18 protein-coding genes, 1 tRNA gene, 1 pseudogene and 1 riboswitch are annotated in these 23568 nt (G+C 69.7%); of the genes and pseudogenes, 6 read left to right on the top strand and 14 right to left on the bottom strand.

Annotated elements, in window-relative coordinates; all coding sequences use genetic code 11:
• The first annotated feature begins 58 nt into the window (after window positions 1-58).
• The 3 genes from ACIOHP_RS12395 (at window position 59) to ACIOHP_RS12385 (ending at window position 3576) form a co-directional block, all read left to right on the top strand.
• The gene (locus tag ACIOHP_RS12395; protein WP_361485398.1) at window positions 59-1090 is read left to right on the top strand and encodes an SGNH/GDSL hydrolase family protein; all 1032 of its coding nucleotides are present in this window, start codon (window positions 59-61) and stop codon (window positions 1088-1090) included.
• 199 nt (window positions 1091-1289) lie between these two features.
• Window positions 1290-2510, top strand: a complete 1221-nt coding sequence (locus ACIOHP_RS12390) for an acetyl-CoA C-acetyltransferase (protein ID WP_307029729.1) — start codon at window positions 1290-1292, stop codon at window positions 2508-2510.
• Window positions 2511-2793: 283 nt separating this feature from the next.
• Window positions 2794-3576: a hypothetical protein gene (locus ACIOHP_RS12385; protein ID WP_361538818.1), complete on the top strand. Its 783-nt coding sequence runs from the start codon at window positions 2794-2796 to the stop codon at window positions 3574-3576.
• A 1-nt stretch (window position 3577) separates the two neighbouring features.
• On the opposite strand, the gene ACIOHP_RS12380 is transcribed toward ACIOHP_RS12385, so the two are convergent.
• Window positions 3578-3859: a hypothetical protein gene (locus tag ACIOHP_RS12380; protein WP_266829996.1), complete on the bottom strand. Its 282-nt coding sequence runs from the start codon at window positions 3857-3859 to the stop codon at window positions 3578-3580.
• A 134-nt stretch (window positions 3860-3993) separates the two neighbouring features.
• Here ACIOHP_RS12380 and ACIOHP_RS12375 point away from each other — a divergent pair, with 134 nt between their 5' ends.
• Window positions 3994-4224, top strand: coding sequence for a DUF4287 domain-containing protein (locus tag ACIOHP_RS12375; RefSeq protein WP_307029722.1), 231 nt, complete (start codon window positions 3994-3996; stop codon window positions 4222-4224).
• 71 nt (window positions 4225-4295) lie between these two features.
• Here ACIOHP_RS12375 and ACIOHP_RS12370 read toward each other — a convergent pair whose 3' ends face one another.
• From ACIOHP_RS12370 to ACIOHP_RS12360, 3 genes are all read right to left on the bottom strand, one after another.
• On the bottom strand, window positions 4296-5222 hold the full coding sequence (locus ACIOHP_RS12370) for a Bax inhibitor-1/YccA family protein (protein WP_401886233.1): 927 nt from the start codon (window positions 5220-5222) through the stop codon (window positions 4296-4298).
• Between the two features lie 193 nt (window positions 5223-5415).
• On the bottom strand, window positions 5416-6591 hold the full coding sequence (locus ACIOHP_RS12365; protein WP_401886231.1) for a 4-hydroxybenzoate 3-monooxygenase: 1176 nt from the start codon (window positions 6589-6591) through the stop codon (window positions 5416-5418).
• Between the two features lie 277 nt (window positions 6592-6868).
• Window positions 6869-6951, bottom strand: a tRNA-Leu gene (locus ACIOHP_RS12360).
• A 392-nt stretch (window positions 6952-7343) separates the two neighbouring features.
• Here ACIOHP_RS12360 and ACIOHP_RS12355 point away from each other — a divergent pair.
• Both ACIOHP_RS12355 and ACIOHP_RS12350 read left to right on the top strand, forming a co-directional pair.
• The gene (locus tag ACIOHP_RS12355; RefSeq protein WP_351693260.1) at window positions 7344-8114 is read left to right on the top strand and encodes an ABC transporter ATP-binding protein; all 771 of its coding nucleotides are present in this window, start codon (window positions 7344-7346) and stop codon (window positions 8112-8114) included.
• Window positions 8114-10642: an ABC transporter permease gene (locus ACIOHP_RS12350; protein ID WP_401886227.1), complete on the top strand. Its 2529-nt coding sequence runs from the start codon at window positions 8114-8116 to the stop codon at window positions 10640-10642. Before ACIOHP_RS12355 ends, ACIOHP_RS12350 begins: the two co-directional genes overlap by 1 nt.
• A 53-nt stretch (window positions 10643-10695) precedes the next feature.
• On the opposite strand, the gene ACIOHP_RS12345 is transcribed toward ACIOHP_RS12350, so the two are convergent.
• The 10 genes and pseudogenes from ACIOHP_RS12345 to ACIOHP_RS12300 all read right to left on the bottom strand — a co-directional run bounded on the left by ACIOHP_RS12345 (window position 10696) and on the right by ACIOHP_RS12300 (window position 23528).
• Entirely contained in the window at window positions 10696-11985 is a 1290-nt protein-coding gene (locus ACIOHP_RS12345) for a cyclopropane-fatty-acyl-phospholipid synthase family protein (protein WP_361538063.1), read from the bottom strand.
• Window positions 11986-12128: 143 nt separating this feature from the next.
• Entirely contained in the window at window positions 12129-13511 is a 1383-nt protein-coding gene (locus tag ACIOHP_RS12340) for an NAD(P)/FAD-dependent oxidoreductase (protein WP_327717533.1), read from the bottom strand.
• Between the two features lie 420 nt (window positions 13512-13931).
• Window positions 13932-14834, bottom strand: a complete 903-nt coding sequence (locus ACIOHP_RS12335) for a Ppx/GppA phosphatase family protein (RefSeq protein WP_361538821.1) — start codon at window positions 14832-14834, stop codon at window positions 13932-13934.
• A gap of 255 nt (window positions 14835-15089) precedes the next feature.
• Window positions 15090-15494 (bottom strand): annotated as a pseudogene (locus ACIOHP_RS12330) (DUF501 domain-containing protein); the annotation flags it as partial.
• Window positions 15495-15539: 45 nt separating this feature from the next.
• Window positions 15540-16016, bottom strand: a complete 477-nt coding sequence (locus ACIOHP_RS12325) for a septum formation initiator family protein (protein ID WP_046257553.1) — start codon at window positions 16014-16016, stop codon at window positions 15540-15542.
• A 101-nt stretch (window positions 16017-16117) separates the two neighbouring features.
• Window positions 16118-17398 (bottom strand): phosphopyruvate hydratase, encoded by a 1281-nt coding sequence (gene eno / locus ACIOHP_RS12320; RefSeq protein ID WP_361538066.1) that lies wholly within the window; start codon window positions 17396-17398, stop codon window positions 16118-16120.
• A gap of 348 nt (window positions 17399-17746) precedes the next feature.
• Window positions 17747-18421, bottom strand: a complete 675-nt coding sequence (locus ACIOHP_RS12315; protein WP_361538068.1) for a transglycosylase family protein — start codon at window positions 18419-18421, stop codon at window positions 17747-17749.
• 3 nt (window positions 18422-18424) lie between these two features.
• Window positions 18425-18592: riboswitch (cyclic di-AMP (ydaO/yuaA leader) on the bottom strand.
• 204 nt (window positions 18593-18796) lie between these two features.
• On the bottom strand, window positions 18797-19720 hold the full coding sequence (locus tag ACIOHP_RS12310) for a transglycosylase family protein (protein WP_401886222.1): 924 nt from the start codon (window positions 19718-19720) through the stop codon (window positions 18797-18799).
• A gap of 215 nt (window positions 19721-19935) precedes the next feature.
• Window positions 19936-21225, bottom strand: coding sequence for a cytochrome P450 (locus ACIOHP_RS12305; RefSeq protein WP_401886218.1), 1290 nt, complete (start codon window positions 21223-21225; stop codon window positions 19936-19938).
• Window positions 21222-23528 (bottom strand): hypothetical protein, encoded by a 2307-nt coding sequence (locus tag ACIOHP_RS12300; protein ID WP_401886215.1) that lies wholly within the window; start codon window positions 23526-23528, stop codon window positions 21222-21224. Before ACIOHP_RS12300 ends, ACIOHP_RS12305 begins: the two co-directional genes overlap by 4 nt.
• Between the last annotated feature and the right edge of the window lie 40 nt (window positions 23529-23568).

Here is a 23568-nt window from a genome sequence, read left to right as displayed (position 1 = left end):
GACGGCCTGTACGGGGCAAGGAGTGGGTGTACGGCTAGCACGGAGGTGGCGGCGACGTATGACGAGCATGTCGAGGGCCAGGGTGGCCCGGCGGATCGCGGCCGGCGCGGCGTACGGCGGCGGCGGGATCGGTCTGGTGGGCGCGGCGGCCGTGGGGCTGCTGCTGGCGGAGGTGCGGCTGGCCAAGCGGCAGGTGGGCAACGGCAACGGTCCGTCGCCGCATGTGCCGAACGCGCAGGGCCTGTACGGCATCGGGTACGCCACACCGGGTGTACCGGCGTTGCGGCTGGCGATGCTGGGTGACTCCACGGCCGCGGGCCAGGGCGTGCACCGCTCGGGCCAGACTCCCGGGGCGCTGCTGGCGTCGGGGCTGGCGGCGGTGGCGGAGCGTCCGGTGGAGCTGCGCAATGTGGCGAACCCCGGCGCCCGCTCCGACGACCTGGACCGCCAGGTGGCGCTGATCCTCGCGGACCCCGGCCGGCTGCCGGACGTATGCGTGATCATGATCGGCGCGAATGACGTGACGCACCGCATCGCGCCGACCCAGTCGGTCCGCCATCTGGCGGCGGCGGTGCGCCGGCTGCGCACGGCGGGTGCGGAGGTGGTGGTCGGCACGTGCCCCGATCTCGGTTCGATCGAACCGGTGCAGCAGCCGCTGCGCTGGCTGGCCCGTCGGGCCTCGCGGCAGCTGGCGGCCGCCCAGACGATCGGCACGGTCGAGCAGGGTGGCCGCACGGTGTCCCTGGGCGACCTGCTCGGTCCGGAGTTCGCGGCGAACCCCCGCGAGCTCTTCGGTCCGGACAACTACCACCCCTCTGCGGAGGGCTACGCGACCGCGGCCATGGCGGTCCTTCCCACGGTCTGCGCGACCCTGGGTCTGTGGCCGGCGGAGGAGGAGCGCCCGGACGTCTCCCGCCGCGAGGGCTTCCTGCCGGTGGCCCGAGCAGCCGCGGAGGCGGTCGCGGAGCCCGGCACCGAGGTGACGGCGGCGATGCCGACGGGCCCGAAGGGACCCTGGGCCCTGCTGAAGCGCAGGAAGCGCCGCCGGGTGTCGGTGACGGAACCGGAGCGGACCCCGGCACAGCCCTGACTCCGGCCCGGCGGGGCCAAGGAAAGCAAGCGCTTAGTAAACTGCGGTCAGGGTCACACCCCCATACCCGTGACCTAGTCCATACGTACGGGTAACTTCCCAACCAGCCCTTGCCCCGAAGAACCACGTACTCCCGCCCGCCGCCCGACCACCGCCCCTCGACGAGGCGCTACGCGCCGCACCCTTTTCTGGAGCCGTCATGCCCGAAGCAGTGATCGTCTCGACCGCCCGCTCGCCCATCGGCCGCGCCTTCAAGGGCTCACTGAAGGACCTCCGCCCGGACGACCTCACCGCCACGATCATCCAGGCGGCCCTGGCCAAGGTCCCGGAGCTGGACCCGAGGGACATCGACGACCTGCACCTCGGCTGCGGTCTGCCCGGCGGCGAGCAGGGCAACAACCTCGGCCGTATCGTCGCCGTGCAGATGGGGATGGACCACCTTCCCGGCTGTACGGTCACCCGGTACTGCTCCTCCTCGCTGCAGACGAGCCGTATGGCCCTGCACGCCATCAAGGCCGGCGAGGGCGACGTCTTCATCTCGGCCGGTGTCGAGATGGTCTCCCGCTTCACCAAGGGCAACTCCGACAGCCTCCCGGACACGCACAACCCGTTCTTCGCCGAGGCCGAGGCCCGCACCGTCGAGGTCGCCCAGCAGGAGGGCACGACCTGGCACGACCCGCGCGAGGACGGCCTCGTGCCGGACGCCTACATCGGGATGGGCCAGACCGCCGAGAACCTCGCCCGCCTCAAGGGCGTGACCCGCCAGGACATGGACGAGTTCGGCGTGCGGTCGCAGAACCTCGCCGAAGAGGCCATCAAGAACGGGTTCTGGGAGCGCGAGATCACCCCGGTGACGCTTCCCGACGGCACGGTGGTCAGCAAGGACGACGGTCCGCGCGCCGGCGTCACCCTGGAGGCCGTCGGCGGCCTCAAGCCCGTCTTCCGCCCCGACGGACTCGTCACGGCCGGCAACTGCTGCCCGCTCAACGACGGCGCCGCCGCGGTCGTCATCATGTCCGACACCAAGGCCCGCGAGCTCGGCCTCACCCCGCTCGCCCGCATCGTGTCGACCGGCGTCTCGGGCCTGTCCCCCGAGATCATGGGCCTCGGCCCGGTCGAGGCGAGCACCCAGGCCCTGCGCCGCGCCGGTCTGACCATCGACGACATCGACCTGGTCGAGATCAACGAGGCGTTCGCCGCCCAGGTGATCCCCTCCTACCGCGACCTCGGCATCGACCTGGACAAGCTGAACGTCAACGGCGGCGCCATCGCCGTCGGCCACCCCTTCGGCATGACCGGCGCGCGTATCACCGGCACGCTCATCAACTCCCTCCAGTTCCACGACAAGCAGTTCGGTCTGGAGACGATGTGCGTCGGCGGCGGCCAGGGCATGGCGATGGTCATCGAGCGCCTCAGCTGACCAACTGCCCGTGATCCCACGGGCACTCCGCGTGAGGCCCGGGCCCAGAACCCTTGAACCACCAGGGTTCTGGGCCGTTTTGTGATCCAATCTCCCCCAGGATGTGACCTATCTCCCTTCGCGAAGGGATTTACGCAGGTCAGAGCCGTTCTCACACTAAACTCCGGGCCCAAAGTCCTGCCCGTTTCGTGACGTTACGCACTGACAGCGGGATAGTCCGCCCTTCAAGCTGATGTAGGAAGTCGGGGGTCGACCTTGAACCGGGAGTACGTCAGTGAGCGCCATGCCGATCGCCTTGCTGGTCACCACGGCCGCCACGGGCGCCGTGGCCGTCGCCGTCCTGCGCACCCTCTTGCAGCTGCGCCGCCAGGTCGCGGCCCTGCACACCGAGCTTGCCAGGACGAACGCGGCCGCCGCGCGCGGTCTCGTGCCCGCCGCCCGCCACTCCGCCGACGCAGCTGAGATACGGGCCGCCGTGGCCGAGGCCCTCGCCGAGGAGCGGGAGCGGGAGCTCGCCGAGGCGCGGGCGTTCTGGGCCGCCCAGGAGGCCCGTGACGCCTCCGACGCGCCGACCCTGCTCGGCCTGCCCGACAGTGAGCTGTTCCTGCCCCGCCAGGCCGATTTCGTGGGCCTGGAGCCGCTGGAGCCGGTCTCCGAGCCGACGGCCGACATCGACGAGTTCGCCGGGGACTCCCCGGAGCTGGCCGCGGCCCGCCGCCGCCACCCCTCCCACCCGGACTTCGTCCCGGTGCAGTCGCCGGTGGTGAACGACCATGAGCGCACGGTGGCCACCCTGGAGGAACTGGCCGCCGGTCGCGTGGAACTGGCCGACGTCCGCCCGGGCCCGCTCGGCACCCTCGACGTCTATGTCTTCACCGACGGCACCACGCTCTGCATGACCCCGGGCCACCGGGAGACGGCGGAGCGCCTCTCGGCGGCCCTGACGGCCGGCGAGACCCCGATACTGCTGGGCGGTTCGGGAGTGTCGGGCGCGTACACCCTGACCTTCGCGTGCGGCGAGGAGAACGTCTACATCCTGGCCGACAGGGTCATAGCGAGCCTGTAGCTCAGACCCCGGCGCGCTTCTGCGCCTCCTCCACCAACTGCACGGCCTCATCGACTTGGCCCTCGTCCGTCAGGACGAGGGCCAAGTCATGCACGGCCACGGTGATTTGGTCCGCGGCCGCGAACATCCCGGCGTCCGGCATCTCCCGGGGCTCCTTCGAGGGATCCTCGAGAAGCTGTGCCCGGCGGACCAATTCCCTGGCCAGCCCCAGTGCCTCGGTGGCGGCCCCCCGCTGCAACCGGCTCTGGGGGGCTGCCCTCAACCGGTCGGCGAAGTGATCCACGGCTTGCGTCAAACGCGCTGTATCGGCCACGGCGACACCGTACGCGCCGCACCGGGACTGTTGCCAACGGGCGAACGCTCAGGCACGGTGACCTGAAGGACCGGCTTACATCCCCTTTGCGTCCGGAGGCGCCGATGTCCCACGTCCTCTCCGAGGAGACCCACCGCAATCTGCTCGCCCGCATCCCCCATTGCACCGGTCGTGAAGTATCCGACTGGCTCCGCACCGTCGAAGACGGCCCGGCTCTCTTCCGCTTCGAGGAAAAGGTCAGCTGGCTCCGCCACGAACACAACCTCGCCTACGGCCACGCGAAAGCGCTCATCCACGAGTACGACCTGAGGAGGGCCGCGCGCAACCTCCTCTAGGCGCGCGCACGCACCCAGACGACGAAGGGGCCCCGGGAGAACCCGGGGCCCCTTCACACACGCGGGGTGCGTCAGTCGCTGCTGTTGAGGATCGCGATGAGCCTCAGGAACTCGAGGTAGATCCAGACCAGCGTCATCGTCAGACCGAACGCCGCCAGCCAGGCCTCCTCGCGCGGGGCACCGTAGGCGATGCCGTCCTCGACCTGCTTGAAGTCGAGAGCGAGGAAGCACGCACCGAGCAGGACGCCGATGATGCCGAAGACGATGCCGAGGCCGCCGCTGCGGAAGCCGAGGCCGTCACCGCCGCCGAAGGCGGCGAACAGCAGGTTCACCATCATCAGCAGGACGAAGCCGAGCGCGGCCGCCATCACGAAGCCGTAGAAGCGGCGGTTGACGCGGATCCAGCCCGCCTTGTACGCCACCAGGACCGCGGTGAAGACCGCGAGCGTGCCGATCACGGCCTGCATGGCCGCGCCGCTGGCGATGCGGTTGTCCACGACGCTGGAGACGACGCCGAGGAAGACGCCCTCGAACGCGGCGTACGAGACGATCAGCGCGGGCGAGGCCTTGCGCTTGAAGGACTGGACGAGCGCCAGAACCATGCCGATCAGGGCGGCGCCGATGGCGATGCCGTACGACCGGCCGATGTTGGCGTCGTCGACCGGCAGGGCCGCCCAGGCGACCGCGGCCGTGACGACCAGGATGCCGAGGGTGGTGCCGGTGCGCAGGACGACGTCGTCCATGGTCATCCGGCCGGTGGTGGCCGGGGCCTGCGGCGGCGCGCCGTGCTGCAGGTCCTGCTGGGCGTAGGGATTCTGCGCGTACGGGTTCTGCGCGTAGGGGTCCGCCTGCGGCTGGGCATACGGGTTGCCCTGCGCGTAGGGGTTGCCCTGCGTGCCTACAGCGGCGCCCCCGGCCTGCGGCTGGGCATTGAAGCCCGCGTAGCCGTTGTCGCGGCTGAACCCCCGTCGCGAGAAGACCGGGTTGCTGCTCCTCATTTCACTCCTCCATGGCCACTGTGGTGGGCCTTGGCCTAAGAGTAATAGGTAGGCAAAGGATTGACCCTAATGCTTGGGGAGGATCTTTCCCTTGCTGTGCTCGCCAACACGCTACGCGGCCCACTGATTCCCGGCCACGGAGGGGCAGGTTCATGACCAAGCCGGTACATCGCCGCGACCGGCCGGAGATCACTCACCCGAACGGGAACCCCGTGTACCCCTCGGCCAGATCGGTCTCGGCGGCCTCGGACGAGGCGATCCGCTCCAGCCGCGCCACCTGGAGCCGGTCCTCGAAGGGGGTGGCGTCGGGGGCCCGGTGCAGCAGCGTCGTCATGTCGTAGGAGAACCGCTCGGCCTGCCAGACGCGGCCCAGACAGGTCTCGGAGTAGGCGTCGAGGAGTTCGGTGGATCCCGTCTCCTTCTGGTGCGTCAGCGCCCGCGCGAAGGTGACGACGTCCCCTACGGCGAGATTCAGCCCCTTGGCCCCGGTCGGCGGCACGATGTGGGCGGCGTCCCCGGCGAGGAAGAGCCGGCCGTGCCGCATGGGCTCGTGGACGTACGACCGCATGGGCGTGACGGACTTCTGGGTGATGGGGCCCCTTTGGAGCCGCCAGTCGTCGTCGGTCTCGAAGCGCCGCTCCAGCTCGTCCCAGATCTCCTCGTCGCCCCAGGTCTCCGCGTCGGTTCCCTCGGGCACCTGGAGGTAGAGCCGCGAGACGGACGGCGACCGCATGGACAGCAGGGCGAAGCCGCGGTCGTGGCGGGCGTAGACCAGCTCGTCGTGGGAGGGCGGGACGTCGGCGAGGATGCCGAGCCAGCCGAAGGGGTACGTCCGCTCGAAGACCCGGGTCAGTTCTTCGGGGATCGCCTTGCGCGCGACGCCCCAGAACCCGTCGCACCCGACGACGTACTCGCACTCGAGAACGTCCTCGCGCCCTTCGTGCCGGAAGCGGATGCTCGGGCTGCCCCCGTCCGCCCCCTCCACGGCCAGCGCCTCCGCCTCGAAGAGCAGCGGTCCGCCCTCCTTGAGCTGGAGGGCGATGAGGTCCTTGCACACCTCGGTCTGCGCGTACACCATCACGGACCGCCCGCCGGTGAGGGCCGGGAAGTCGACCCGGTGGCGTTTCCTGTCGTACCGCAGCTCGATCCCGTCGTGCCGCAGCCCCTCCCGCTCCATGCGGTCCCCGGCCCCGGCCGCGCGCAGCACGTCCACGGTCCCCTGCTCCAGGATCCCGGCCCGCTGGCGCTGCTCGACGTAGGAGCGGTCGCGGCTTTCGAGGACGACCGAGTCGATGCCGGCGTGGTGAAGCAGCCGGGCGAGGAGGAGGCCGGCGGGGCCGGCTCCGATGATGCCGACGGTGGTGCGCATCGGTCGTTCCCTTCGGTGGGCGTCATTGCCGCTGTTCACGTGGCTCGCGGTGCGTGGCCCGCGGTTTCGTGATTCGTGGTTCGTGTAGTGAAATTTCCTTCACTACATTGCTCTCGCGAGTCTGCGACGGGTGGCGCCGTGTGTCAACGGTCGGTGCGGGGCAGAACGCCTGGGCGGGTCGCGAGGGTCCGGCCGCGCCATCCCGCTGTCGCGATGTGCTGAAGGAAGGACCCCACGGGAAGCGGTGTCTGCCTACGGTTCCTGAAAAGGTCGGAGGTGCCCGGAACCGGACTTGAACCGGTACGCCCGCGAGGGGCAGCGAGGTTTAAGCTCGCCGTGTCTGCATTCCACCATCCGGGCAGGCCATGGGCTCCGCGTCGAGGTTCGAGCCTATCGGGATACATCCCCCGAACAGCGGACGGGCGGACCGATGTTGTCTTATTTTATTGACGTCTGAGGGTGCATCAGCCCGTGGAACGGGCCATCCGCACTTGCCAATAGCCTTACGCGTGACGGCCGGCCGCGCATGCGGAATGACGGAATTTCACCGCCCGAACGAGGGGGCTCCACCTGTTCTCGACGCGGGCCGCCCTCAGGGGCTCCCGTCATCCCCAGGTATGACACGGCCGGGCCCGGTCAGCCGCAAGTCGCCCCCCGGAACCGGAACAGCGGCTGACTACACGGCGGCGGGGTACCGAGACGATGGATCACGTCCCCCGAACATGTCGTCGTCCCGTCAGGAGCGCCCACCCGTGACCACCACTCCCATCGCCGGCCGAGCCACCACCGTGGCCGCTCGCGCCACGGATCTGTCGAAGATCTACGGACAGGGCGAGACCCAGGTGGTCGCCCTCGACCGGGTCTCCGTCGAGTTCCGGCAGGCCGAGTTCACCGCGATCATGGGCCCGTCGGGGTCCGGCAAGTCCACGCTGATGCACTGCGTGGCCGGACTGGACACGTTCTCCTCCGGGTCCGTACGCATCGGCGACACCGAGCTGGGCTCCCTCAAGGACAAGCAGCTCACCAGGCTCCGCCGGGACAAGATCGGCTTCATCTTCCAGGCGTTCAACCTGCTGCCGACGCTGACCGCGCTGGAGAACATCACGCTCCCCATGGACATCGCGGGCCGCAAGCCCGACAAGGAGTGGCTGGACTCGGTGATCCGGATGGTGGGGCTGAAGGACCGGCTCTCCCACCGGCCCTCCCAGCTCTCCGGCGGCCAGCAGCAGCGCGTCGCCGTCGCCCGTGCCCTCGCCTCCAGGCCCGACATCATCTTCGGCGACGAGCCCACCGGAAACCTCGACTCACGCTCCGGCGCCGAGGTGCTGGGCTTTCTCCGCAACTCCGTAAGGGAGTTGGGGCAGACCGTGGTGATGGTGACCCATGACCCGGTGGCCGCCGCGTACGCGGACCGGGTCGTCTTCCTCGCCGACGGGCGGATCGTGGACGAGATGTACCGGCCCACCGCCGAGTCGGTCCTGGACTTCATGAAGCAGTTCGACGCGAAGGGCCGTACCTCCTGATGTTCCGCACCGCCCTGCGCAACGTCCTCGCGCACAAGGCCCGGCTGCTCATGACGGTGCTCGCCGTGATGCTCGGCGTGGCCTTCGTGTCCGGGACGCTGGTCTTCACCAGCACCATCTCGAACGCCTACCAGAACAGCTCGGCCAAGGGCTTCGACCAGGTTGACGTGGCCGTGCAGCCCAACTACCAGGAGAGCAAGGGTGACAGGGTCGGCAAGACGCCCGAACTCACCCAGGCACTGCTCGACAGAACCGCGAAGGTCGACGGGGCCGCCTCGGCCATCGGTGTCGTCAACGGCTTCACCGCCATCGCCGACAAGGACGGCAAACTCATCGGCGGCGGCTTCCAGTCGCAGGGCGGGAACTACTGGGGGGACAAGGACCCGCGGTACCCGCTGAAGGAAGGTGCGGCACCGCACGGCAGGAACCAGGTCGCCATCGACTCCGAGACCGCCGAGCGCGCCGGGTACAAGGTCGGCGACACGGTGCGGATCTCCGTCGACGGGCCGGTCCTCGCACCGAAGATCACCGGGATCTTCACCACCGACGACGGCAATGTCGCGGCCGGCGGCAGCCTCGCCCTGTTCGACACGGCGACCGCGCAGACGCTGTTCGGCAAGACCGGCACGTACGACCAGATCGACGTGAAGGCCGCCTCCGGCACCTCCCAGACCACGCTGAAGGCCGCCCTCGACAAGGCGCTGCCGATGAACCTCGTGGAGACCACCACGGGGCGGCAACTCGCCGACGACCAGGCCGAGATGATCTCCGCGTCGATGGCCGGGCTGAAGCAGGGTCTGCTGGTCTTCGCGGGCATCGCGCTCTTCGTGGGCACGTTCATCATCGCCAACACCTTCACCATGCTGGTCGCCCAGCGCACCAAGGAACTCGCGCTGCTGCGGGCCGTGGGCGCCTCGCGCCGGCAGGTCACGCGGTCGGTGCTGATCGAGGCGTTCGTGGTCGGCACGGTCGCCGGGGTGACCGGTCTGGTCGCGGGCATCGGCATCGGCGCCGGGCTCCGCTCGCTGATGGGCGCCCTGGGCGCCACCGTCCCCGACGGCCCGCTGATCATCTCCGGCGGCACGGTCGCCACCGCCCTCGCGGTCGGTGTCCTCATCACCATGCTGGCGGCGTGGCTGCCGGGCCGCCGGGCCGCGAAGATCCCGCCGGTCGCCGCGATGAGCAGCGTGCACGCGCAGGCCACCACCAAGTCGCTGGTGCTGCGCAACACGCTCGGCGCCCTCTTCAGCGGCGCCGGCGTCGCGGTCGTCCTGGCGGCCACCACGATGGAGGGCTCGGACGGTCAGGCCCCGATGGGCCTCGGCGCGGTCCTGCTGATCATCGGTGTGTTCATCCTGACCCCGCTGCTGTCCCGCCCGCTGATCGCGGCCGCCGCGCCCGTCCTGCGGATCTTCGGCACGGCGGGCAAGCTGGCCCGTCAGAACTCGGTCCGCAACCCGCGCCGTACCGCTGCCACCGCCTCCGCGCTGATGATCGGCCTGACCCTCATCACCGGTATGACGGTGATGGCGGGCAGCCTCCAGAAGTCGATCGACAAGATGGCGTCGTCGGCGATCCGCGCGGACTACGTCGTGTCGATGGCCAACGGCAACGAGCTCTCGCCGGACGTGGCGAAGGAGCTGACCCGGGTCGACGACGTCACCGAGATCAGCCCGATGCGCAACTCCCCCTCCCGTATCGGCGGCGAGACGGAGTACCTGACCGGCGTCAACGGAGCCTCGTTCGCCAAGCTCACCGACCTCAAGGTCGACGACGGCGCGTTCAAGGTGGGCGGCACGCGGATCGTCGTGGACGCCGATCGTGCCGAGGAGCGCGGCTGGAAGGCCGGTTCGAGCTTCACGGTCGCCTACGAGGACGGCAGGAAGCAGAAGCTGACGGTCGCCGGGGTCTACGAGGGCAACGAGTTCTTCAGCGGTGTCCTCGTCGACAACGCCACGCTCACCCCGCATCTGTCGGACACCGCCGACATGATGGTCATGGTGAAGACGTCCGACGGCGCGACGAGCACGACGAAGGACAAGCTGGAGAAGGCCCTCGGCACCAACCCGGCCATCAAGGTCCAGAGCAAGCAGGACCTGTCCGACGACATCGCGCAGATGTTCACGCTGATGCTGAACATGCTCTACGGCCTGCTCGCCATGGCGGTGATCGTCGCGGTCCTCGGGGTCATCAACACCCTGGCCATGTCGGTCTTCGAGCGTTCCCAGGAGATCGGCATGCTCCGCGCGATCGGCCTGGACCGCAAGGGCATCAAGCGGATGGTCCGCCTGGAGTCCCTGGTCATCTCCCTGTTCGGCGGGGTGCTCGGTATCGGCCTGGGCGTCTTCTTCGGCTGGGCGGCCGGCGAGCTGCTGGGCACCAAGATGGCGACCTACGAGCTGGTCCTGCCGTGGACCAGGATGGGCCTGTTCCTGCTGCTGGCGGCGGCGGTGGGTGTCCTGGCGGCCCTGTGGCCGGCGCGGCGCGCGTCCCGGCTGAACATGCTGACGGCCATCAAGTCGGAATAGCCGTACGGCGTCCGGGGCCCGTCGCGCGCGAGCGGCGGGCCCCTTTCGTCCGTTCAGTTCCAGGTGCGCGCCCGCAGCGGCAGCCCGGAGGCGCCGGACTGCGGTGGCCGGACGGCCAGGATCTGGTTGACGCCGATGCGGTTGCGTTCGAAGGCCAGGGCGCAGGCCGCCATGTAGAGGAGCCAGACCCGGGCCCGGCCGGGGCCCGCGATCCGCTGGGCACGGGGCCAGTCGGCCTCCAGGTTCGCGACCCAGCGGCGCAGGGTGAGGCCGTAGTGCTCGCGGATCGACTCGACGTCACGCACCTCGAGGCGGGCGCGCTCCAGTTGGGTGACGGTGGTGCCGAGGGGGGCGAGTTCGCCGTCGGGGAAGACGTAGGCGTCGATGAACTCGTCGACGTGGTAGGTGGTTTCCTCGCGTTCGGGGCGGCGGGCGATCTGGTGGTTGAGGAGACGTCCGCCGGGCTTCAGGAGGGCGTACAGGTCTCGGGCGTACTCCAGGTACCGGTCGGCGCCGACGTGTTCGGCCATCCCGATGGAGGCGATCGCGTCGTAGGGCCCGTCGGTGACGTCCCGGTAGTCCTGGACGCGGATCTCGACCCGGTCGGTGAGTCCCTCGTCGGCGACGCGCTTACGGGCGTAGGCGGCCTGTTCCTGGGAGAGGGTGACGCCGACGACGCTCACGCCGTGCTCGCGGGCGGCGTGGACGGCCATCGATCCCCAGCCGCAGCCGACGTCGAGGAGTCGCCGGCCGGGGGTCAGGCCGAGTTTGCGGCAGACGAGTTCGAGCTTGTCGCGCTGGGCGGCTTCGAGTGTGCTGCCGGGGGACTCCCAGTAGGCGCACGAGTAGACCATCGACGGGCCGAGGACGATCTCGTAGAAGTCGTTGCCGACGTCGTAGTGGTGGCTGACGGCCCGTCTGTCGGTGCGTCTGGTGTGGAGGTGACCGCGGCGGCGGACCTCCTCGCGGGGCGGGGCGGGCGGCAGCGGAACTCCGCCGAGCTTCACGAGGTCGCGTACGGCGGACCGTACGCGGGGGTCGCGCAGCGCCTCGGAGAGGTTCCTGGAGTCCTCGTCGCGCTCCCAGACCAGGCCCGAGATGAGGCCGAGGGCGGTGTAGAGGTCGCCGTCGATGTCCAGGTCGCCGGCGACCCAGGCGCGTGCGAGGCCGAGCTCGCCGGGCTTGAACAGCAGCCGCCGGACGGCTCGGCGGTTGCGCACGACCAGCACGGGGGCGCCCGGCGGGCCTGCCTGGGATCCGTCCCACGCGCGGATACGCACCGGGAGAGGGCTTCCCAGTAGTTGTTCCAAGACGCTCTTCAGCCGCAGGGCGGCATCGGACATGGCGCACACCTCCGTGACGAGGATCCCGGTTTTGTCCACCTGCTAAACAACGACAGGCCGGGACGCAATCCCGGGAACGCCGAAGGACCTCCCGCACCACGGATGGCGGGAGGTCCTTCGGGTGGTTCGGTGACCGGAGCGGGTCAGGAGGCCTTCGCCTCGGTCTTCTGCTCCGGCTTCGCGGCCGCCGGCACGGGCTTCGCGGCCTCGTAGAACTCCTCGCGCGGGTGCTCCATCGCGCCGAGGGAGACGACCTCGCGCTTGAGGAACATACCGAGGGTCCAGTCGGCGAAGACGCGGACCTTGCGGTTCCAGGTCGGCATCGCCAGACCGTGGTAGCCACGGTGCATGTACCAGGCGAGACGGCCCTTGACCTTGATCTTCATCTTGCCCATGACGATCATCGCGACGCCCTTGTGGAGGCCGAGACCGGCCACCGCACCCTTGTTGGAGTGCGCGTACTCCTTCTGCGGGAAGCCCCGCATGCCGGAGACCACGTTGTCGCCGAGGACCTTGGCCTGACGCAGCGCGTGCTGGGCGTTCGGCGGGCACCAGGCGTTCTCGACGCCGGCCTTGCGGGCGGCGACGTCCGGGACCTGGGCGTTGTCGCCGGCGGCCCAGATGTAGTCGGTGCCCTGGACCTGGAGGGTCGGAGCGGTGTCCACGTGGCCGCGGGGGCCGAGCGGGAGGCCGTAGCGCGACAGGACCGGGTTGGGCTTGACGCCGGCGGTCCACACGATGGTGTTGGAGTCGACCTCCAGCCCGTTCTTCAGCACGACGTGGCCGTCGACGCAGGAGTCCATCGAGGTGGAGAGGTAGATCTCCACACCGCGGCTCTCCAGGTGCTCCTTGCCGTACTGGCCGAGCTTGGGGCCGACCTCGGGCAGGATCTTGTCCGCGGCGTCGACCAGGATGAAGCGCATGTCCTCGCGGGACACGGTCTTGTAGTACTTGGCCGCGTCGCGGGCCAGGTCCTCGACCTCACCGATGGTCTCCGCACCGGCGAAGCCGCCGCCGATGAAGACGAAGGTGAGCGCCTTGCGGCGGATCTCCTCGTCGGTGGTGGAGTCGGCCTTGTCGAGCTGCTCGAGGACGTGGTTGCGCAGGCCGATGGCCTCCTCGACGCCCTTCATACCGATGCCCTGCTCGGCGAGGCCGGGGATCGGGAAGGTGCGGGAGACCGCGCCGAGCGCGATGACCAGGTAGTCGAAGGGCAGCTCGTACGCCTCGCCGACCAGCGGGGCGATCGTGGCGACCTTGCGGTCCTGATCGATGGTGGTGACCCGGCCGGTGAGCACCTCCGCCTTGGGCAGCACGCGTCGCAACGGGACGACGACATGGCGAGGGGAGATGTTGCCGGCGGCGGTTTCGGGGAGGAAGGGCTGGTAGGTCATGTACGACCGGGGGTCGACGACCGTGACGGTCGCCTCGCCGTAGCGCATCTTCTTGAGAATGCGCCGAGCTGCGTACAGGCCTACGTACCCACCGCCTACTACGAGGATCCTGGGACGCTCCGTGGTGCTCATGCCATCGAGTATCCACCCGCCCCTGGAGGGTCGCTCGTGCGCCCCTTCACAAGCTCCGACGGGGTGTGTGTTATCCTCCGCGGCTCGCGTGATCCAGGTCATGGCGCGGACCGGGAACCGGCGTGTAGGGCGGGCCGTTGTCAATGCCGCGTGAGCTGCCTCTCCGGGCTTTCGGAGGCTTCGTGAGACCTTCGAAACGATCTCGCGCGACACCCTCGCGAAGGGTCCGCGTCCGGCCGTTTTGAACGTGTTCACAGGGCCGTTGGGGCCTCGGAAGGGTCAACCGGGCCACATTCGCCGCCCAACAGGACCGATTTCCTTGTGAAGAACTTCACGAACTTTTCCGACGGCACACGACAGAGGGGCCCCGAAGGGCCCCTCAGACGTGCTCATACGTTGTTCTGCCTGCTCAGCAGAGGGCTACGTGATCGACCACGCGATGCCGTCGAGGATGTCGTGCTCGCTCACGACGACCTCCTCGGCCCCGGTCCGCTCCATGATCGAGAGCAGTACGAGAGCCCCCGCGGCGATGACGTCCACGCGCCCGGGGTGCATGGAGGGAACGGCCGCGCGCTCGGCGTGCGTGGAGCGCAGCAGCCACTCGGTGATCTCGCGGACCCGCTCGCGGGAGACCCGGGAGTGGTGGATGCGGGCCGAGTCGTACGCGGGCAGCTCCTGCGCGATCGCCGACACGGTGGTGACGGACCCGGCGAGCCCCACCAGCGTGCGCGCCTCGCGCAGCGGCACGGACTCCTCGGCGAGGTCGAGGGCGGCCTCGATGTCGGCGCGCATGGCGGCGATCTGCGCCTCGGAGGGCGGGTCGGTCACGACCCCGTCCTGGACGAGATGCCGCTCGGTCATCCGCACACAGCCGATGTCGACGGAACGGGCGGCGCGCACCCGGTCGTCCCCGACCACGAACTCCGTCGAGCCGCCGCCGATGTCCACGACGAGATACGGCTCGGCGAACCCGTCGTGGCCGGTCAGCTCCTTGGTGGCGCCCGTGAAGGAGAACTCCGCCTCCCGCTCGCCGGAGATGACCTCGGGCTCGACACCGAGGATCTCGAGGACGCCCCGGACGAACTCGTCCCGGTTCGAGGCGTCCCGGGAGGCGGAGGTGGCCACGAACCGCACCTTGCCGGCGCCCAGTCCACGGATCACGTCCGCGTACTCCCGGCAGGCCGCGAACGTCCGCTCCAGCGCCTCCGGGGCCAGCCTGCCGGTCCGGTCCACGTCCTGGCCGAGCCGCACGATCGTCATCCGCCGGTCCAGCTCCACCAGCTCACCGGTGGCGGGGTTGACGTCCGCGACGAGGAGGCGGATGGAGTTCGTACCGCAGTCGACGGCGGCGACCCGGCCGAACCCCTCGGGGGCCGGCGGGGCGTCGGCGAAGGAGCCGCCGCGGGCCTCGGCGGGACCGGAGACCACGCCCTCCTCGCCCGGCAGCTCGTCCGCCGGGTCGGGAGCCACGAGCGGCTGCACGCACGGACCCTTGCGCCACCACTCCGGCAGCATCTCGATCGCCTCGTCGCCCAGCGGGTTCACACCGGGCCCCGCGGCCAGGGAGTGCCCCACCAGCACATGCAGGCACTTCACCCGGTCCGGCATGCCACCCGCGCTCGGGAAGCCCTCCAGGACCTCGATGGCGTCACGGCGCGCGATGTAGTCCTCGTGCGCGCCGCGGTAGGCGGCGGCGAGCTCCGGGTCGCTCTGGAGCCGCTCCGTCATCTCCTTCATGACGCCGTTCGCCTCCAGCGTGCCGATCGCCGAGGCGGCGCGCGGACACGTCAGGTAGTACGTCGTCGGGAAGGGCGTGCCGTCGGGGAGCCGGGGGGCCGTCTCCACCACGTCCGGCTGGCCGCACGGACAGCGGTGCGCGATCGCGCGCAGGCCGCGCGGCGGACGCCCGAGCTGCTGCTTGAAGGCCTCGACGTCGGCGTCGGTGGGCTCGGTGCGCTCGGTGGTCGGCGGGGGCGTTTCCATGCCGTACGAAAGTCTCTCTGCTGTCTGACTGCGGAAAAGGTCGGTTCACTGGTCGGAGGCGTCGGACTTGTCGACCCCGTCCCAGACGTTGGAGTACCAGGGGCGGTCGGCCGCCCCCATGTCGGCCCGCGACTGCCGCGCCGCGCCCGGATCGACGACGATGAACCCCGTCTCCCCCGGCATCACGTAGTGGAGCCGCTCGCGGATCCGCTGCTCGGCGTACGCGTCGTCCTGCCAGCGTGCCTTCTGGTCCCGCAGCTGCTCGACCCGCTGCCGGGCCTGTTCCTGCTGCCGCTGGAGGTCCGCGATCTCGGCGCGCTGGGAGACGTACTGCCTTATCGGATAGGCGAGCGCGACGATCAGCGAGCACAGGACCAGCGCGAGCAGTGCCGCCCGGCCGGTCAGCCGGGAGCGGCGGGCCTGCCGCTTGGTCTGGGAACGGTAGACCCGGGCCGCGGTCTGCTCGCCGAGCAGCCGGATCCTGGTCGCGGTGGAGAACCGGTCCCGGTCCTTGACGGCCATGTCCCAGCCCCTCCTTCACACACGCGCGTACGTCCCCGCACACGGTACGGGACCGGTGCGGGGACGTACGTACGACTGGCTAAGCCTTAGCCCTGCCGAGATCAGCCCTTGAAGCGGGGGAACGCGGAGCGGCCGGCGTACACCGCGGCGTCGTCGAGGATCTCCTCGATGCGCAGCAGCTGGTTGTACTTGGCGACGCGGTCCGAGCGGGCCGGGGCGCCGGTCTTGATCTGACCGCAGTTCACCGCGACGGCGAGGTCGGCGATGGTGACGTCCTCGGTCTCGCCGGAGCGGTGGGACATCATGCACTTGAAGCCGTTGCGCTGGGCCATCTCGACGGCGTCCAGGGTCTCGGTCAGCGAGCCGATCTGGTTCACCTTGACGAGCAGGGCGTTCGCGGAGCCCTCCTCGATGCCGCGGGCCAGGCGCTCGGGGTTGGTGACGAACAGGTCGTCGCCGACGATCTGGACCTTGTCGCCGATCTTCTCGGTGATGGTGTTCCAGCCGGCCCAGTCGTCCTCGTACAGCGGGTCCTCGATGGAGACGAGCGGGTACGCGGAGACGAGCTCCTCGTAGTACTCGGTCATCTCGGCGGCCGAGCGGGACTTGCCCTCGAACTCGTACTTGCCGTCCTTGTAGAACTCGGACGCGGCGACGTCGAGCGCGAGCGCGATCTGCTCGCCGGGGACGTAGCCGGCCTGCTTGATGGCCTCGATGATGAGGTCCAGGGCGGCGCGGTTGGACTCCAGGTTCGGGGCGAAGCCGCCCTCGTCGCCGAGGCCGGTGGACAGGCCCTTGGTCTTCAGCACCTTCTTGAGGGTGTGGTAGACCTCGGCGCCCCAGCGCAGCGCCTCGGAGAAGGACTCCGCGCCGATCGGGGCGATCATGAACTCCTGGATGTCCACGTTGGAGTCGGCGTGCGAGCCGCCGTTCAGGATGTTCATCATCGGAACGGGCAGCAGGTGCGCGTTCGGGCCGCCCAGGTAGCGGAAGAGCGGGAGGTCGCTGGCCTCGGAGGCGGCGTGGGCGACGGCGAGGGAGACGCCGAGGATGGCGTTGGCGCCGAGCGAGCCCTTGTTGTCGGTGGCGTCCAGGTCGAACATCGCCTGGTCGATCAGGCGCTGCTCGGTGGCGTCGTAGCCGACGAGCTCCGGGCCGATCTGCTCGATGACGGCGAGGACGGCCTTCTCGACACCCTTGCCGCCGTAGCGGTTGGGGTCACCGTCGCGGAGCTCGATGGCCTCGAAGGCGCCGGTGGAAGCACCGGAGGGAACGGCGGCACGACCCGTGCTGCCGTCGTCGAGGCCGACCTCGACCTCGACCGTGGGGTTGCCTCGGGAGTCCAGGATTTCCCGGGCTACGACGACGTCGATGGACGGCACGAGCATCTCCTTCTTGGGATGTGACACGGTCCGCCGGGACCGCGGTGTGTTCTGCGAGACGAGCCTAACCGGCTCCGGGCGTTCGGCCACCGTGCGGACCGCCCCGTGGACAGAACCGAGAGTAAATTGTTTCCGAACGGAACAAAGACGGTTTCGGAAACCTGGCAGAAACCGGCGCAGAAAAAACCCCGCCCCGGTGCGTACGGGGGAACACGCACCGGAGCGGGGAGCCCGTGGGGACGGGGGGACCCTCACGAGGCCTTCAGTATGAGGACCACGGATGTGAGGGCGCTGTGGTTCAGCCGGGTCCTGCTCGAATGCGGCGGACCCTTACGCGAGGCGCAGCTACTACTTGAGGTGCAGCTGCTGACCCGGGTAGATGAAGTCGGCGTCGCTGACGATGTCCTTGTTCAGCTTGAACACCTTCTGCCAGCCGCCCTTGACGTCGTGCTCCTCGGCGATGGAGCTGAGGGTGTCACCCTTGACGACCTTGTACTCGCCGTCGCCCTTCTTGACCTTCTTGCCGGTCGGGGTGGTGACGGTCTTCTTGGCGGCCGGGCGCTCGGAGGAGCGGGAGGCCTGCTGCTCGGAGGAGCGGGTGCTGGTGCCGCTGTCGCTGGAGGAGCTCGACGAGCCGCCGCCGGTGTAGCTCGCGCTGGACAGGTTGACGCCGCAGGACGGCCAGGCACCCTTGCCCTGGCTCGCGAGGACCTTCTCGGCTATCTCGATCTGCTGACCCTTGGTGGCCTGGTTGGCCTGCGAGGCGTACGCCGTGCCGCCGTACGCGGCCCAGGTGGAGGCGGAGAACTGCAGACCGCCGTAGTAGCCGTTGCCGGTGTTGATGGTCCAGTCGCCGCCCGACTCGCACTGGGCGACGGCGTCCCACTCGGAGGCGGTGGCGGCGGAGGCGTTGCCGGCCGCCATCAGCGGGGCCGCGATGGCGACACCGGTGACGCCGGCGAGCGCGGCGGCCCGGGTGGCCTTGGAAGGACGACGGTGCTTGCCCTTGCCGGAAAACAGCATGGTGGATCCCCTCACCGACGCCTGCGAGGTGAGCTGTCGGGTTCGGGCCGGTTGAGTTGCCCGGCCGCGCATCTCGCGATGCGCGACTTCACCCCAAGCCGGTCCAGCGTGAACTGCTGGGCCCGGCACTTACCTTGGGTCCCCCGCTCCTGCCTACGGCGCTTGACGCGACGACTGTTCCCGTACGGCCGCTGGCAGGATTCGGCGTTGCGGCAGCCGGGGCTCGCGGTGACGAGCGGTGTTGACCGTAGACAGGGAATCCGGCGAATTTCAAAGACGATCAGGGCTTCTGAGACTCATCCCACACTTTCATCAAACCGGACATTTGATGAGAAGTGTGGTCTGAACTCCCGGCATTCTCCTGGGGTTTTCGCCCTATTCGCTACCGAGTACGAGGGTCTGACCGGGCTCGATGTCGCTCGGGTCGGCGCCGATGACCTGCTTGTTCTCGGCGTAGAGCCGGCGCCATCCGCCGTCGACGTCAAGGGAGTCGGCGATGGAGGCGAGCGTGTCGCCGACGCGGACGGTGTAGGACCCCTCGTCGGCGCTCGCGCCACGGTGCCGGCCGGTGCTCTCCTGGGTGGCGGAGAGGGCGCCGGTGTCGACGAGAGCCGAAGAGCCGCCTTCTTGCCATGAGTTGTCCGATTCAACACCCTTTGTCGGCGCTATGGATGGACTGTCGGGCGACTGTGAGTCTTCGGCGCCAGGGTCGGATGTGTCCGACTTGGATGAGTTGTCCGCTTCGGTGGACGCCGAGGGTGAGGACGTCGGATCGGCGGAGGACCCGTTCGACGAGTCGGATGATCCGGAGGAGTTGGACAGCCCGGACGAGGCGGATGAATCAGACGATTCAGATGAACCCGACTCTTCGGACTCCGACGGGGTGCCGCTCCCGACGCCGGTGTCGACATCGTCCGAGGCCGAGTCCTTGCTCAGCCCGTTCAGCAGACCGCAGGTGCCCCAGACGCCAACACCCTGGTCCGCGAGGACCTTCTCGGCGACGGCTATCTGCTGGTTGCGGCTGGCGAGGTCGGGACTCGTGGCGTAGTCGAGGCCGCCGTACTTCTCCCAGTTCTCCTGGGACAGCTTGAGCCCGCCGTAATAACCGTCACCCTTGTTCGCGCTCCAGGAACCGTCGGTCTCGCACTTGGCGACCTGGTCCCAGGTGTTCCCGTCGGCCGCGCTCGCGCCGGTGGCGCCCAGGAGCGGGATCGCGATGGCGGAGCCGGTCACTCCGGCCGCGACGAGCAGTGCCGGAGCCTGGCGGGGGCGACGGTGACGACCGTTCCCGGTGAGCATGCGGAGGCCTTTCGCGAGACAACAGTGACCGGCGCGGCGGATGAAGACAGTCGCCGCGCTGATGCGTGAACGTATCGGCAGTCGATCACTTGTCACAAGTTAATGCCGCGTAGATCACGTGAAGATCACAGAGTTGAGGGCAAATCATCTTTGCAAGGAGCTGCGGGGACGCGCGAGTTGGCGTGAAGCCATGCAAGTAATCGACGCGAAGCCGATTACCGGGCCCGGCTCGTGGGCGTGAACTCGACGGGCAGGGTGCGCAGTCCGCGCATGATGAGACCCCCACGCCACCTCAAATCGGCCGAATCCACCGCGAGTCGGAGGTCCGGAAGCCGGGTGAGGAGCGTGGCGAGCGCGGTCTGGCCCTCCAGACGGGCGAGCGGGGCGCCGAGGCAGTAGTGAATGCCGTGGCCGTATCCGAGGTGTTGGTTGTCACGCCGGGAGAGGTCGAGGACATCGGGATCGGCGAACCGCTCCGGGTCCCGGTCCGCGGCGGCGAGTACGACGAGGACGGGGTCGCCGGGTGCGATGTCCTGTCCGCCGACGGTGAGCGGCTGGGTGGCGAAGCGCCAGGTGGCGAGTTCCACGGGACCGTCGTAACGGAGAAGCTCCTCCACGCCGGTTTCCAGGAGGTCGGTCTCCCCGGCGGCGAGCGAGCCCTGGAGGCGGGTGCGCTGCTCGGGATGGGTGAGGAGCGCGTACGTGCCGTTGCCGATCAGGTTGACCGTGGTCTCAAAACCGGCGAAGAGCAGGATGAAGGCCATCGCCGCGGCCTCGTTCTCGGTGAGGTGCTCGCCGTGGTCCGAGGCGCGGATGAGACCGGAGATGAGGTCCTCGCCGGGGACGGGTTCGGCCGGGAGCCCCTCGCGCTTGCGGTGGATGAGTTCCAGCAGATAGCCGCGCATCTTCTTGACGGACCGCGCGACACCCCCCCTCGGTCCTCCCCCGTGCCGGATCATCATGCCCGCCCAGTCCCGGAAGTCGTCCTGGTCCTCGCGCGGTACGCCGAGCAGGTCACAGATCGCGTAGATGGGGAGTGGGAAGGCGAACTCGTGGATGAGATCGGCGGACCCCTTCTCCGCGAACTGGTCGATGAGGAGGTCGGTGAGCTCCTGCACACGCGACGCGAACTCGGCGACCCTGCGCGGCGTGAACGCCTTGCTGACGAGCCGACGGAGCCTGGTGTGGTCCGGCGGGTCGATGTTCAGCAGATGCGTCATCAACTCGGCCTTGCGCTCACCGGGGATCCCTGTCTTCCCCTTGGCGTGCGCGGGCTCGGCGTGATGCGCCGGGTTCTTGCTCAGCCGCTGGTCGGCGAGGGCCTGCTTGGCATCGACGTAACGCGTGACCAGCCAGGCCTCCACCCCGCTGGGCAGCTTCGTCCGGTGCACGGGGGCGTGCTCGCGGAGCCAGGCGTACGCGGGGTAGGGGTCGGTCGCGAACTCCCAGGTGAAGAGCTCGGGGGGTTCGGGGGTGGTGCAGGTGGGCGCGGGCTGGTCGGTCACTCCTTGACCGTATCCGGGTTTCCGTCGAGGACCTTCTTCGCCGCCGGGTGGCCCATGTCGGCGGCTTTGCGGTACCAGGTTCTGGCCTCGTCGGACTTCGCCTGCGCTTCGAGGAGGACGGCGAGACGGTACGCGCCGTAGGAGTCGCCGGACGCGTGGGCCTCCTCGTACCGGGCCCGGGCCTCGTCCAGGCGTCCCTGCTTTTCCAGTACGACACCGTGGTGGGCGACGTCCAGGGGGTAGCCGTCGGTGTCCTCGAAGTAGGACTCGGCATTCGCCAAGGTGTCAGGAGTGTCCCAAGCGAGGTTCAACGCCTCGGTCGCCGACTCGTTGCCCGCGTCCGCCGCGCGTTGCAGCCAGACTCTGGCTGTTTCCCCCTCGTTGTGCAGCATGTGCCACCTGGCGAAGCTGATGGCGACCTCGGCTCGTCCCGCCATGGCCGCCGAGACGTAGTGGTCCCAGGCGCCGTCGTCGTCCCCGCTGCCGAAGGCCAGATCGCCGAGCAAGTGGTACGCCTCCTGGTCATGGCCGGCCGCACCGGTCCGCAGCCACTCACCCGCCCGCTCCAGCAACACCTTCCCCAGAAGGGTCGCCGCCCCGGCATCCCCCGCCTCGGCGGCCACCTCCAGGAAGGGCTCGGCGTCCTTCGTCTCGCCCCGCTGCACGAACAGCCGCCCCAGTCGCCCCGCCGCCTCCGTATGCCCGGCCTCGGCGGCCCGCCGGAACCACTCCTCTGCCTCGGCGTCCTTCCCCAAGTCCTCGCGCAACCGCCCCAGATCGAACATCGCCTGACTGTCCCCGGCGTCGGCCGCGCTCCGAAACGCCTCCCCGGCACGACGGGCCACCACCTCGAAGTCGTACGCCGCATCCCCCCGCGCCGCCTCCAGCGCGCACCGCCACACCGGCACGTCCACCGCCGGGTAACTCGTGTCCTGGGCCACCGTCTCCACGAGATACGGCGCCGCCTCCCACATCCGCGCGCCGCTCCGCCGCAGCATGCGCAGCGCCCCGTGCCGCTTCTCAACGGCCCACAGGAGGGCTTCGTCGACCGACTCCCGCTCCATGCCCGCCACGCCGTCGTACACCTCGTGCACCTCCACGAGCAGGTCCAGCGATACCGGCCCCTGGAGCCCGCAGCGCGCCAGATCGATCGCGGCCCGCACCAACGCGTGGCCGCGCGGATGGCGGTCGGCCCGACGCGCCCGCCGCCATTCCTCCCAGAGCAACGGCCCGACGGAGAGATAAGCCGCGATTCCCTCCGCCCCGCTGCGCCGGGCGGCCCCTGCCAGACGGACATCGCTCGCCCTCCCGGCCCGCTCCCGCTCGGCCTCGCTCCACCCCCGGGGCAACTCGACCATGTGGGCCAGGTCCAGGACCCGCCCGCGCGGAGTGTTCCGGCACTCGTCGTACGCGTCCTCGCGCAGCGTGGCGAGCACCATCACCCCCTGTCCGGTCAGCTGCGCCAGCAACCGCGGTTCCAGTCCGTCGCCGAGGTGGGTGTCGAGGTCGTCCAGCCACAGCACGAACGAGTCGGGCCGACCCCGCAGCACGGCGGGCAGGGTCCGCAGATCCTCGCCCCGCGCGGGCGCGAACACCCGCGTGTCGGGGTGGACTTCGGCCACCGCGTCCAGCGCCGTACGTGTCTTCCCGGCGAACGGCTCCCCCAGCACGACCACGAGCCCGCCGTCCGCACCGGCCTGCTCCACGGCGGCCCGCACCGCCCCGTCCGCGTCCCGCCGGACGTACGGCGGGAGCAACGGCAGCCCCTGCACCCGGCGCGTCGGCCGCACGCCGTGCGCGAGCGGCTCCACGTCCTTCGCCGACGGCCAGTCCTCGACCACGGGTTGAGGCACACCCGACCGGCTCTCGTAGGTGTTGCGGACGTGCTGGACTCCGATGACCTGATCGTGGAACGTGGCATCGCGGAAGTCGAGGTGGTCGCCGGCAACGTGGGTTACGGAGTCGCCGGTGATGGCGACGCCGATGTCACCGCCCGCGGCGATGGATCGGGATCCGGCGGCCGTGACACCGGAGGCGGTCCCGGTCTGCCGGGGCGCGGAGTCCTGCTCGGCCGCGACGGCCTGGAGTTCGGCGAGCACTCCCGGGTCGTAACGGCGCAGCTGCTTCAGGGAACTGGTCTGCAGGGCAGCCCAGTTCTCTCCCTTCTGAGGCTGCATCCAGGTCTCGAACAACCCGGGGACCACCGACGACTCCAGCACTTCCGCGATACGTCGCCGCCCGGCCGGCGAGCTCTCGATCACCCGCAGCAGCGCATCCCGCAGGTCCTCCAACTCCGTTGCCACGCCCGCCCCCACGCCTCGCGCTCACCCGTGCGGGCAACGG

The sequence above is a fragment of the Streptomyces sp. NPDC087859 genome (assembly GCF_044742595.1).
Classification (GTDB): Bacteria; Actinomycetota; Actinomycetes; order Streptomycetales; family Streptomycetaceae; genus Streptomyces; species Streptomyces canus_F.
This window is presented reverse-complemented; position numbering and strand designations above follow the sequence as displayed.